The 11902-nt window shown below is 62.9% G+C and carries 11 protein-coding genes and 2 pseudogenes; 4 read left to right on the top strand and 9 right to left on the bottom strand.

Features of this window, described 5'->3' with window-relative positions:
- Positions 1-151 precede the first annotated feature (151 nt).
- From APH33_RS09395 to APH33_RS09380, 4 genes and pseudogenes are all read right to left on the bottom strand, one after another.
- On the bottom strand, positions 152-1300 hold the full coding sequence (locus APH33_RS09395; protein WP_054884867.1) for a PQQ-dependent sugar dehydrogenase: 1149 nt from the start codon (positions 1298-1300) through the stop codon (positions 152-154).
- A gap of 32 nt (positions 1301-1332) precedes the next feature.
- Positions 1333-1647: a hypothetical protein gene (locus APH33_RS09390; protein WP_054884866.1), complete on the bottom strand. Its 315-nt coding sequence runs from the start codon at positions 1645-1647 to the stop codon at positions 1333-1335.
- Between the two features lie 136 nt (positions 1648-1783).
- Positions 1784-2747: pseudogene (speB, locus tag APH33_RS09385) on the bottom strand (agmatinase).
- Positions 2748-2772: 25 nt separating this feature from the next.
- Positions 2773-3852: an extracellular solute-binding protein gene (locus tag APH33_RS09380; RefSeq protein WP_054884865.1), complete on the bottom strand. Its 1080-nt coding sequence runs from the start codon at positions 3850-3852 to the stop codon at positions 2773-2775.
- A gap of 102 nt (positions 3853-3954) precedes the next feature.
- Here APH33_RS09380 and APH33_RS09375 point away from each other — a divergent pair, with 102 nt between their 5' ends.
- Entirely contained in the window at positions 3955-4845 is an 891-nt protein-coding gene (locus tag APH33_RS09375) for a LysR family transcriptional regulator (RefSeq protein WP_054884864.1), read from the top strand.
- Between the two features lie 117 nt (positions 4846-4962).
- On the opposite strand, the gene APH33_RS09370 is transcribed toward APH33_RS09375, so the two are convergent.
- From APH33_RS09370 to APH33_RS09360, 3 genes and pseudogenes are all read right to left on the bottom strand, one after another.
- The gene (locus APH33_RS09370; RefSeq protein WP_054884863.1) at positions 4963-7386 is read right to left on the bottom strand and encodes a TonB-dependent receptor; all 2424 of its coding nucleotides are present in this window, start codon (positions 7384-7386) and stop codon (positions 4963-4965) included.
- Between the two features lie 129 nt (positions 7387-7515).
- Positions 7516-8391 carry a FecR domain-containing protein gene (locus APH33_RS09365; RefSeq protein ID WP_256218606.1) on the bottom strand — a complete coding sequence of 292 codons (876 nt, stop codon included), beginning with the start codon at positions 8389-8391 and terminating at the stop codon, positions 7516-7518.
- 4 nt (positions 8392-8395) lie between these two features.
- A pseudogene (locus tag APH33_RS09360) lies at positions 8396-8902 on the bottom strand (RNA polymerase sigma factor); the annotation flags it as partial.
- Positions 8903-9035: 133 nt separating this feature from the next.
- On the opposite strand from APH33_RS09360, the gene APH33_RS09355 reads away from it, so the two are divergent.
- Entirely contained in the window at positions 9036-9524 is a 489-nt protein-coding gene (locus APH33_RS09355) for an LEA type 2 family protein (RefSeq protein WP_054884861.1), read from the top strand.
- Between the two features lie 9 nt (positions 9525-9533).
- On the opposite strand, the gene APH33_RS09350 is transcribed toward APH33_RS09355, so the two are convergent.
- On the bottom strand, positions 9534-9797 hold the full coding sequence (locus APH33_RS09350; protein WP_054884860.1) for a hypothetical protein: 264 nt from the start codon (positions 9795-9797) through the stop codon (positions 9534-9536).
- Between the two features lie 129 nt (positions 9798-9926).
- Between APH33_RS09350 and APH33_RS09345 the strand changes: the two genes are divergently transcribed.
- Entirely contained in the window at positions 9927-10247 is a 321-nt protein-coding gene (locus APH33_RS09345) for a YqjD family protein (RefSeq protein ID WP_054884859.1), read from the top strand.
- 3 nt (positions 10248-10250) lie between these two features.
- Here APH33_RS09345 and APH33_RS09340 read toward each other — a convergent pair whose 3' ends face one another.
- Positions 10251-10868, bottom strand: a complete 618-nt coding sequence (locus APH33_RS09340; RefSeq protein WP_054884858.1) for a tRNA-(ms[2]io[6]A)-hydroxylase — start codon at positions 10866-10868, stop codon at positions 10251-10253.
- A gap of 154 nt (positions 10869-11022) precedes the next feature.
- Here APH33_RS09340 and APH33_RS09335 point away from each other — a divergent pair, with 154 nt between their 5' ends.
- Positions 11023-11886, top strand: coding sequence for a universal stress protein (locus tag APH33_RS09335; RefSeq protein ID WP_054884857.1), 864 nt, complete (start codon positions 11023-11025; stop codon positions 11884-11886).
- Positions 11887-11902: the final 16 nt, after the last annotated feature.

Raw genomic sequence — 11902 nt, 5'->3', positions numbered from 1 at the left:
TCGGTGGCTTGGGCAGTTAGCCCTCTATTGTCTGCACTGGCCCCTTCGCGGGCAAGCCCGCTCCCACAGGGGGCGCACCGCCCCTCAGGCTTGTGGTGAACCTGTGGGAGCGGGCTTGCCCGCGAAAGGGCCAGTGCAGGAAAAAGCGCCTTCAGCCCTCGCTCAGGCCCACCTTCAGCAGTGTGCCGTCCTTGGCATCGGTGAGAATGTACAGGTAACCGTCCGGCCCCACCCGCACATCACGAATGCGTGCCTTCAACGCTCCCAGCAAGCGTTCTTCGTGGACGATCTTGTCACCGTCGAGCTGCAGGCGGATCAATTCCTGAGCCGCCAGCGCGCCGACGAACAGGTTGTGATCCCAGGCCTTGAAAGTCGGGCTGTCATAGAACGCCATGCCGCTGATGCCAGGCGACTTCTCCCAGACATGGTGCGGGTCGACCATGCCGTCGACATGCTTGCCCTTGGCTTCAGGGATTGGCATGAGCGAATAGTTGATACCGTGCGTAGCGATCGGCCAGCCATAGTTCTTGCCTGGCTCCGGGATGTTGATCTCGTCGCCGCCACGCGGGCCGTGTTCATGGGTCCAGAGTTTGCCGGTCCACGGGTTGAGCGCTGCGCCCTGCTGGTTACGATGGCCAAACGACCAGATTTCCGGGCGCACATTCCGCTTGCCGACGAAAGGGTTGTCCTTTGGCACTTCGCCGTCCGGCAGGATCCGCACCACCTTGCCCTGCAGCTTGTCCAGGTCCTGCGCTGTCGGGCGCTGGTTGTTCTCGCCCAGGGCAATGAACAGGAAACCGTCGCGGTCGAATACCAGCCGCGCGCCAAAGTGATTGCCTTCGGAGAGCTTAGGTTGCTGGCGGAAGATCACAGTGAAGTCTTCCAGCCGTGCGCGGTCCTCGGACAGCTGGCCACGACCCACTGCCGTGCCGGCCTTGCCATCACTGCCCTCCTCGGCATACGACAGGTACACCGTGCGGTCCTTGGCAAACTCAGGCGACAGCACCACGTCAAGCAGGCCACCCTGGCCCTCGGCCCAGACCTTGGGCACGCCGCTGATGGGTGGGCCGACCTTGCCCTCGGCGCTTACCACCCGAAGATTGCCGGGGCGCTCGGTGACCAGCATGTCCTTGCCACCCGGCAGGAAAGCCAGCGCCCAGGGGTTGCGCAGGCCATCCGCCACGGTGCTGACGGTAAGTTGGCCCTCTTCGCTGGGAAATTGCTGCTCAGGGGCGGCGTGGGCCAGCAGTGGCAACAGCGCAGCAGCGGTCAAGGTGGTCAGCCAGTTGATTCGGGTCATGCAGGATTCCTTTCTGAGGCTCAGGCGATGGATCAGGGCACACGCTGGCTATCACGCGCTGGCCGCGTCGGCTCCAGATTGGGAGCCTGCTGCTGGCGGCGCAGGTTGTCGCCATTGCCGATGCCGCGATTATCCAGGCTTGGCGTACGGTAGATGGGCTGGGTGGACGGGCCGCGAACGGGCGGTGTGGCCGGCATGCTGCCCTGGCGACTGTTGGGGTTGGCACGCTGGATCGGGCTGTTGTAGGGGTTGTTGCCTGCGGCGAGCTGCAATGGCTGCGCAAACGCAGCCTGTAACGACAGGCCCAGCGTCAAGCCGAAGAACAAGGCTGGCACCCTGGGTTTCATGCTTCACCTCCTGTACGAAAAAGCGCGCCATGTGGGTTTGGATAGCCTAGGGCGCGAAGGGTTCGCGGCAAAAGTGTGAATGCGATTCCTGATGTTTCAGTATGGGCCTGATGGCACGGCGCATCAGGCCCGCCGATCACCGGGCGGCGCCGACCTTGTGCCGTGCCGCATACAGGCACAGCATCTCCATGGCCAGGGTAGCCCCGGCCAGCGCAGTGATATCGGCGTGGTCATAGGCTGGCGCCACTTCCACCAAGTCCATCCCTACCAGGTTGATACCGCGCAGGCCGCCGAGGATCTCCAGCGCCTGCAGCGTGCTCAACCCCCCGCATACCGGGGTGCCGGTGCCTGGCGCATAGGCCGGGTCCAGGCAATCGATGTCGAACGTCAGGTACACCGGCCGGTCGCCGACCCGCTGGCGGATCGCCGCGATGATCGCCTCGGTGCCTTGGCGGTGAACCTGCCGGGCATCGAAGATGGCGAAGCCCTGGCTGTCGTCATTGGTGGTGCGCAGGCCGACCTGCACCGAGCAGGATGGATCGACCAGGCCACTCGCGGGCGGCATGCCAGAACATGGTGCCATGGTCGATGCGGCCCTCTTCGTCCGGCCAGGTGTCGCTGTGCGCATCGAAATGGATCAGCGCCAGCGGGCCGTGGCGGCGGGCATGGGCCTTGAGCAGCGGGTAGCTGATGAAATGGTCACCGCCCAAGGTGAGCATGGCGCAACCGGCTTCAAGTATGTGCTCGGCATGGGCCTGGATACTCTCCGGGACCGACTGCGGGGTGCCACTATCGAAAGCGCAGTCGCCGTAGTCGATCACTGCCAGATGGTCGAACGGGTCGAAGGCCCAGGGCCAGTGGCGCGCCCAGGCCTGCTGCACCGAGGCGGCACGGATTGCGCGCGGCCCGAAACGCGCCCCGGGGCGGTTGCTGGTGGCGTTGTCGAAAGGCACACCGCTGACCACCACATCCACTCCACGCAGGTCGCGACTGTAGCGACGACGAGAGAAACTGGTAATACCTGCGTAGGTACTTTCCGCTGCAGTACCGTACAGGCTGTCACGGGTCATGGCCTGGTCGTTGTTCTGGGCTTGTTCCACGGTTGGGCTCCTTTGTGTTTATCAGTCACTGGCGGCTACGGAAGGCGGTCCACAGCCGGTTGCGCTGACGCAGGTCGGACAGCGCCATGCTGCGGTCGGCATACAAGCGCTCACGCACATCGGCAGGCGGGTAGATATCCGGGTCATTGCGCACGGCGTCATCGACCAGAGCCGTCGCGGCCTGGTTGGCATTGGCAAAGAACAGCGTATTGGTGAGCGCAGCCACCGACTCAGGTTTCAACATGAACGCAACGAACGCCCGGGCAGCTTCCGGGTGTGGGGCGTCCTTGGGGATGACCAGGTTGTCCTGCCACACCAGCGTGCCTTCACGGGGAATGCGGTAGATCAGCTCGAACGGCTTGCCGGCGCGGCGCGCCTGGTCGGCGGCCATGGCCGCGTCGCCGTTGTAGGTCAGCGCCAGGCACACGCTGCCGTTGGCCAGGTCACTGATCTGTCGGCCATTGGCGACGTAGCTGATCGACGGCTGCAGCTGGTTGAGCAGGTCCTGCGCCGCCGCGAGGTCGGCCTTGTCCTGGCTGTAAGGGTCCTTGCCGAGGTAGTTGAGGGCGACACCGATCACTTCCTGTGGTGAGTCCGGCATGGCAATGCCACACGCCTTGAGGCGGCTGGCGTACTCGGGCTTGAACAGCAGGTCCAGGCTATCCAGCGGTACATCGCCCAGGCGCTGGCGCACCGCCTCGACATTCACCCCCAGGCCCAAGGTGCCCCAGGTATAGGGCACCGCGTAGCGGTTGCCTGGGTCGGTCTCGGCCAGCTTGGCCAGCAGGTCCTTGTCAAGGTTGGCGTAGCCGGGCATGCCTTGCGCATCGAGCGGTTGCAGGGCATTGGCCTTCAGCGCCCGGGCCAGCACGGTGGCTGATGGCACCACCACGTCGTAGCCGCTGCCGCCAGTGAGCAGCTTGGTTTCCAGGACTTCGGTGGTGTCAAAGGTGTCGTAACGCACCTTGTAGCCGGTTTCCTTTTCGAAGCGTTGAAGGGTTTGCGGCGCGACGTAGTCGGCCCAGCTGTAGAGGTTGACGACCTTTTCTTCGGCCTGCAGCGGCAGAGCCAGGATCAAGGATAACAGGCACAGCGATCGACGCATGACGGGCACCTCGGCAAGTGGGTGGATGCCGCCAGCATGCCATCCGGGTAACATTGCAAGAATGGCAAGCTTGCAAAGCTGACATTCATCAGGAGCAATGTGATGCTCGGACAACTGCACGACCCCGACCTGCACCTGCTGCGGCTGTTCGTCACTGTAGTAGAGGCAGGCGGCTTCAGTGCCGCCCAGGGCGTACTGGGGCTGAGTCAGCCCACCATCAGCCAGCGCATGGCGCAGTTGGAAACGCGCCTGGGTTACCGCCTGTGCAGCCGCGGCAAAGGCGGTTTTCGGCTGACCGACAAGGGCGAGTTGCTGCTGGAAGCGGCACGCGGGCTGTTGCTGAACGTCGAGTCGTTCCGTCAGCAGGCCAACGGCGTCGCCGGGCGCTTGCTGGGGACGGTGCGGGTGGGCATGGCCGAGCACCAGGATGCGGCCGTGAGCCTGCGCCTGGCCACGGCCATCTCACGCTTTCGCCGGCGCGAAGAAGCCGTGCAACTGGAGCTGATCAGCGCACCACCGGCGGAGCTTGAGCGACTGCTGCTGGAGCAACGGCTCGACGTTGCCATCAGCTATTTTTCCGGCAACCAGGCGGCGTTCGACTATCAGCCTTTGTTCGAAGAGCGCCAGCGCTTGTACTGCGGCAAGGGGCATGTGCTGTTCGACAAGGCCAAGGTGACGCACGAGCAGTTGCTGGAGGCGGACCAGGTGCGCCACCCGTACCGCTTTCTCAAAGGCGGCGAGCCGTTCCAGAGCCGACGCAGCATGGCGGTGGCGGAACAGATCGAGAGCGTGCTGACACTGATACTTTCGGGGCGGCATATTGGCTACCTACCGTGTCATTGTGCAGCGAGCTGGGAAGACCAGGGGATGTTGCGGGCGCTGGATACGGAGCTGGATTTCGTGGTGCCGTTCACCTTGGCTCGGCATCGGGCACAGCGGCCTGGGGAGGCGCAGGCCGCATTTGTAGAGGATTTGCTGGTAGCGTTCTCCTGACATGGCCTGTTCGCGGGTAAACCCGCTCCTACACGTTCATCACAGCCTTCAAGACTTGTGCTGTACCTGTACAAGGAGCGGGTTTACCCGCGAAGAGGCCAAGTCAGGCGGCGACCTCTAGTAAGCCATGCTCCAGGTCAGGGTGTAGGTGCGGCCCCGGCCCTGGTAGTCATACAGATAGGCCGGCCCGTAGGTCGGCGAGTAGAACAGCGTCGCCCGCTGCCCCCACACGGTGCTGTACTGCTTGTCCAGCAGGTTCTGTATCCCCGCGCTGAAAGTGCCAAAACCGCTGTCCTGGCTGGCCAGCAAGTCAAAGGTGGTGTAGCCGTCGATTTCATGATCGGCATCGTCCTTCAAGCTGAAGGCGTGGTTGGCCTGCAGCCGCGCACTGCGGCCATCGCCCTTCCAGCCGACGAACGCGGTGGCCTTGGACAGCGAGGCATAGCGGGCATCGCGCTTGATCCAGTCGCCGTCGGCATCTTCTTCCTCGGAACGGGTCAGGTGCAGCGTTCCACCCGCCTCCCAGCCCGCCAGGAAATGCCGGGTCAATGCGCCCTCGAAGCCGAAATCGCGGCTTTTCTGATCCTCGACGTCGATGGTCAGCGTCTGCGAGTCGACGTTGATGATCTTGTCCGACCAGATGTAGTACAGCGCCGCCTGCGCGTCCCATTCGAGGTCGGCATAGCGCCAGCCCAGCTCGACCTGGCGACTCTTGATGCCGGCCAGCGGGTTGTCCGCCACGCTCAGGCCAGGCTTGCCGTAGTACTTGGCCGGGTCTGGCAGGTCGAAACCTTCACCATAGTTGGTCCACAGCTGATGACCGTTCTTGAAGTCGTAGATGGCGCCGACGTTGTACAGGTTGACCTCATAGTCGTTACTACCACCGGGTACGCCCTTGAAGTCGCTGACATCCACATCCATCTGCTGGCGCCGGGCGCCGCCGGACAAGGTCAGGTTGTCGCTGGCATGCCAGTCGAGCTGGGCGTAGACCGAAACGCCATCGACCCGATAGCTGGGGTAGCGCTCGGCCTTGCTTTGCTTGTCCAGGTCCAGCCCACCGCTCTGAGAGGACGTCAGCGCATCGAACGTGGTCTGGTCGGCGTTGAAACGCTCGCGATCCAAGTCGACGCCGTAGGTCAGCTTGAGGCTGTCCCACTGCCTGGCGAACAGCCCCTTGAGGCTGGTGACTTCGAAGTTCTGTTGCGAGGCAGCGAAGTACACGCCACGCGACCCGCTCGGAGTGGCACGGTTGTAGTACGGGAACGGATAGAAATTATCGTCTTCCTTGCGGTACGAGGCCTGCAAGTAGAAGTCCTGGCCCAGCACGTCGGTGTGGTGGTAATTGGCGTTGAGCAACAGGCGCCGGGTGCGTGGCTCAAGGTCAGAGGAATAACCGCCGCGCAGTTCGGCGTCCTCCAGGTCCGAGGGGGCGTTGTAGTTGAGGTTGGGGAAGTAGATGCCGGTACTGCCGTGGTTGCCGGAATCGTAGTACTGGGCCAGCAGGTCGAGGCTTTGCTCGTCGGTGAGTTTCAGGCCGAGGGTGCCCAGCACATCGACAGTGCGGTTGTACTGCAGGTCGGTCTGGGTGTTATCGATGAAGATCTGCTCGCCTGCGCCATCGTAGAAGGCTTCGTTCTGCTCCCCGGAAATCCCCAGGCGCGCGTTGACCCGGTCGTTGCCGCCACTGATCGACTGGGCGAAACGAGTGGCCAAGTCATCACTGTTGTTGAAACCGCTGCTGGCACCGAGCTGGGTCTCGAAGCGTGCCGGGCCCGCTTCGCCCTTTTTAGTGACGATATTGATGATGCCGCCCGTTGCGCCACCGCCGTAGATGGCACTGGCGCCAGACAGCACCTCGACGCGTTCGACGTTGAACGGCGAAATGCTGTCGAACTGGCGCGACAGGCCGCGCGAGCTGTTCTGGCTGACACCGTCGATCATCACCAGCACATTGCGACCGCGCATGTTCTGGCCGTAGTTGGTGCGCCCTTCGGGCGCCAGGTCGAGGCCCGGCACCAGCTTGCCGATAGCCTCCTTGAGGCTGACGCCGCTGTCGATCTGTTCACGCAGCTGCTGTTGGTCAACCACCCACACCGTGCCGGGGATTTCGCTGATGGCGGTGCTGGTGCGCGAGGCAACACTGACTTCGATGGGCTTGAGGTTGACCGCCTGCGGCGCGGGCACGGTCTTGCGCAGGGTGACCGTGCCGACATCGCTGAATTGCCAGGCCATGTCACTGCCTGCCAGCAGCAGCTGCAGCGCCTGCTCGATACTGTAGCTGCCCTGCAGTGCCGGGCTGTTCAGGCCGGCCACATCCCCGGTGGTGTACAGCAGGTGCAGGCCAGCCTGGTCGGCAAAGGCGGTCAGGGCCTGATCCAGCGTTTGTGCTGGCAGGTCCAGTTGAACCTGGCGCGCCTGAACCTGCGCTGCCACGTCTGTGGCGGCCCACGCCTGCAAGGGGCCGGCGAACATGGCCAGGGCACTGCAGGACATCAGGGCATGGTGAAGGCGACCGCCGCGACGGTAGTTGGGCTTGGGCAAGAGAGGCACGAATGAGCTTCCAGACAAGTCGTGAAAGAGAACGGGTTGCTGATCAGTCCCACTACGACGTTCTGGCTTGCACGAACTTGCAGCGCCAAATGAAAAAAATTTCGATTATTTTTTACAGGCTCAATGCACGACGGCCAGCCAGGGCAGATAGGTGACTTTCAGGCCATAACGCTGCTCCAGGGTGCGCAGCAGGGCCTGCGGCTCGTTCAAATCGAACACACCGCTGACTTCGAGAGCCGACAGCGTGTGGTCGGAGAGCAGAATGCGGCCATGCTGGTAGCGCTCGAGTTCGGCCAGTACCTGCCCAAGCGGTTTGCCATTGAAGATCAGCTTGCCACGCTGCCAGGCCGTCTGCGCGCTGGCGTCGACGGCGATGGCCAGGTTGTGCTCGCCAAGCCGGGCTGCCCCCTTGGCCAGCACAACCTGGCCGTCACGACGCACACTGAAGGTGGCCGCACTGCCCTGCACGGCCTCGCCGGCGGTTTCGACGACGAAGGGCCGTGGGTCATCGGTGGTTTCGAACAGGGCCTCGCCAGCTTGCAGCGTCACCCGGCGTTCGTTGGCGCTGAAGGCCACACTGAGGGCGCTGGCGCTGTTGAGCAGTACCCGCGAACCGTCTGCGAGGGTGATGCTCTGCCGCTCGCCCATGCCCGTGTGATAGTCCGCCAGCCACACCGGCACCTGTTGCCAGCTGCCGTAACCTGCCACCAGCAGCACCAGCGAGGCAGCGATGCCTGCCGCCCAGTGACGCTTGCTGCTGCGCCCGGGCGCGGCTTCCAACGCTTGGGCAGCCTGTGTATTCCCCAGATCCTGCCACAGCGCTTCGGCCTCATGTGCCGCCTCGGCATGCGCCGGGCTGAGCTGGCACCAGCGCAGATAGCGTGCCCGATCGGTCGCACTGGCCCGCCCCGAGTGCAGCAGTACCTGCCAGTCGAGGGCATCGTCGGACAAGTCACTGATCGGCTGCGGAGCGTGCATGGTCGAAGTTTCAGTCATGGTTGTGCTTGAGCCAGTCGCGGCAATGGCGCAGGGCCTGGCCGATGTATTTTGCCACCATGCTCTCGGAAACGCCCAACCGTTGTGCGATCTGCGCCTGGGTCAGGCCTTCGACACGGTTCAGCAGCAACGCCTGGCGAGCATTGCTGGATAACTGCAGCAGTGCTTGGTCGAGTATCTGCAGGCGCTCCCGGGCCAACAGCGTCGCCTCAGGCGCCGGCGCCGGGCAGGCCACCTCTTCTGCGCCATCGCTGCCCTCATGGCTGGAGGCGATGCGCTGTTCGCGGCGCAGCGCATCGATGGCCAGATTGCCAGCCACGCGGAAGATGAAGCTGCGCGCATGCAGCACCGGCACCGCCTGCTCGTCGATCTTGACCAGTTTCAGGTAAGTCTCCTGCGCCACGTCGGCGGCACGCTGCCGATCACTCATGCGCCGGGTGAGGAACTGCAGCAGGTCGTCGTAGTGCTCCTGGAAACTTGCCAGCAGAGCGGACACGGGAGACGTCAGCATGGGGTAAAGCACTGCCAGTAGGAGAAATTATCGGGCGTTAATGAGAAACAGTATCTTTCATAACACCCTGTGCTTTCAACGCTGCCGTGCTTTTGCCACACTGCAGGCACCACTTCGTCGGTAAGGACCTTCCATGGCTGCCCATTTGCGCCGTTCCCTTCGCTTGCTGCTGGTGTTGCTGCTGGCGGGCGGGCTCAACGCCTGCGCACTGTTCCAGGCCCGCGACCCGCTTGCTATCAGCGTGATCGGCATCGAGCCGCTGCCAGGGCAGGAGCTGGAAATGCGCATGGCGGTGAAAATGAGAGTGCAGAACCCCAACGAGTCGCCCATCGACTATAACGGCGTTGCGTTGAACCTGGAGGTGAACGGCCAGCCGCTGGCGTCTGGGGTCAGTGATCAGCAAGGGCGCATCGGCCGTTATGACGAAGCCGTGATCGTGGTGCCAGTGAGCATTACGGCGTTCGCCTTCCTGCGCCAGGCCTATGGCCTGGGCAAGCTCGATACATTGCAAGGGATGCCTTACAAGCTGCGAGGCAAGCTGGCCAGCGGGCCGTTTGGCACCGTGCGCTTCACCGATGAGGGCAAGCTGGACCTGCCCAAGGAGGGCAGCCTGTATTGGTAGGGCGTGGGATCAGCGACTGGCGCTGGCGGCAGCCATCATCTTGTTGACCTCGCTGCGGACCATACTGGCGAATTCTGGCGGCGACATCGCGTCCAGCTCACCACGCACCCACTCAGCCCACTTGCCTTTGCGGCGCGGCTTTTCAGCGATCAGTCGCGCAGCTTCACCCTTGGCCTTGCCCAGGTTGTTCTGCCACAGCTCGAACAGCCGGGCCTTTTCCGCCTCGATCTGCGCCCGTTCCTCGAAGCTCATGTTGGCCAGATTGAAAGTCATGAAGGTACCTGCCGGTTGAAAATGGCCGCTATCTTACACTCAGGCGGCGCACCATCGGCAAAGCCTTCGCAACTTTCCCGCCGCGCAGGCATCCATTGTTCTAACAATCCCATCGACGAGGACGTGTTCATGGCCCGGAAAAACGCCGCACTGGCAGACAGTGATCAGATCAAGGACCAGGTGTTCAGTGAACTGCAGGCATTGATCGAAGAATCGGAAAAACTGCTCAACGACAGCGCCGCACTGGTTGGCGAAGAAGCCGAGACACTGCGTGCCCAGGTCAGCCTGAAACTGCGCCAGGCTCGCCAGGCCGCCGGCCAGGTGCGCGCCAAGGCGCAACCGGTGGTGGACGCCACCCAGGACTACATCGGTGGCCATCCATGGCAGACCGTGGCAGTGTCTGCAGGCTTTGGCTTGGTGGTCGGCCTGCTGCTGGGGCGCCGCTACTGAGCGTCAGGCCGCTAGCGCCATCGGGATGCCGCTGTGAAAACGTAGCTCCTGGTCCGGTGACAGGATCAGTTCGGCTTCGGCTTCACGCACCAGGGTGACGCGGCGGGCAATATCCGCCTCGTCACCGTACTGCTGGGCCAGTTTCAGGTAACCCTGATAGTGGCGTGCTTCGCTTTTCAACAAGCCGTGATAGAAGGTGCCGAGCTCTTCATCGAGGTGCGGCACCAAGGCAGCAAAGCGTTCGCAACTACGGGCTTCGATGAATGCCCCGACCACCAGCGTATCCACCAGTTTCACCGGCTCGTGAGCGCGCACCAGACGGCGCAGGCCAGACGCATAGCGCCCTGCTGAAACCGGCCGCAATGGCACGCCACGACGCTTCATCAGCCGCAGTACCTGCTCGTGATGCACCAGCTCTTCGCGGGCCAGGCGCGACATCATGTTGATCAGGTCCAGGTGGGTGTTGTACTTGGCGATCAGGCTCAGGGCCGTGCTGGCCGCCTTGAACTCGCAATTCTTGTGATCGATCAGTAGGGTTTCCTGGTCGGCGAGTGCCGCTTCGATCCAGGCGTCTGGGGTCGGGCAGCCGAGAAAGGCATCGATTTCGGGGATCAGCGACATAAGCGAACAACCACACTGGACAGGCAAGACCGGCGATTATACCGAGGGCGGCGGGTATCACCAGTGACTATGCTTGATGTATATCAAACGGCGACGCGGGAAGCGCCGACTATAGTCAGGCATTGGTCGCAACCTTTGAACGGAGTTCACGCCCATGCAAGAGGTTCGCAGCATCCTCGTTGTCCTCGACCCCGAACATGCCCATAGCCGTGCACTGACCCGGGCCAAGCTGATTGCCAGCGTAACCGGTGCTCGCCTGCACCTGCTGATGTGTGACAAGAAGCATGACCACAGTGCGTTGCTCAGTTTGCTCAGCAGCCAATTGCATGATGCTGGCTATGACAATGTCAGCCATGAGCAGAACTGGCACGAGAACTTGCATGAATCGATCATCGCCGTGCAGCAGGCCGAGGGTTGCGAGCTGGTGATCAAAGAGCACCGGCCGGAAAGCCCGCTTAAGAAGGCCCTGCTGACGCCTACCGACTGGAAGCTGTTGCGCCAGTGCCCCTGTGCGGTACTGATGGTCAAGAGCGAACGACCCTGGACCGGTGGCGTGGTTCTGGCAGCGGTGGATGTCGGCAACCAGGACGAGGATCATCGTCGCCTGCATGCCAGCATTATCGACCACGGTTATGCGATTGCCGGGTTGGCCAAGGGCGACCTGCATGTCGTCAGTGCGCACCCCTCCCCCATGCTGTCGGCATCAGACCCGGTTTATCAGCTGAGTGAAACGATCGAGAAGCGCTATCGCGAGGCCTGCAGTGCGTTCCAGGCCGAATACGATATCAGTGAAGACCGCCTGCATGTCGCCGAAGGGCCAGCTGATGTGTTGATTCCCCATTTGCAGAAGCAGCTCGATGCCGTGGTCACGGTGATCGGCACTGTAGCCCGCACAGGGATTTCCGGGGCCCTCATCGGCAATACCGCAGAAGTAGTGCTCGATTCGCTGGAAAGCGATGTGCTGGTGCTCAAGAGCGAAGAAGCGACAGCACACCTGGCGGAACTGGCCCGGGGCTGAAAGTTTCCTGGGCCAG

Origin of the sequence: Pseudomonas sp. NBRC 111130 (assembly GCF_001320485.1) — a bacterium.
In the GTDB taxonomy this organism is placed as follows: Bacteria; Pseudomonadota; Gammaproteobacteria; order Pseudomonadales; family Pseudomonadaceae; genus Aquipseudomonas; species Aquipseudomonas vlassakiae.
The sequence above is the reverse complement of the archived record's forward strand: the minus strand, read 5'-3'. Positions and strand labels throughout refer to the sequence as shown.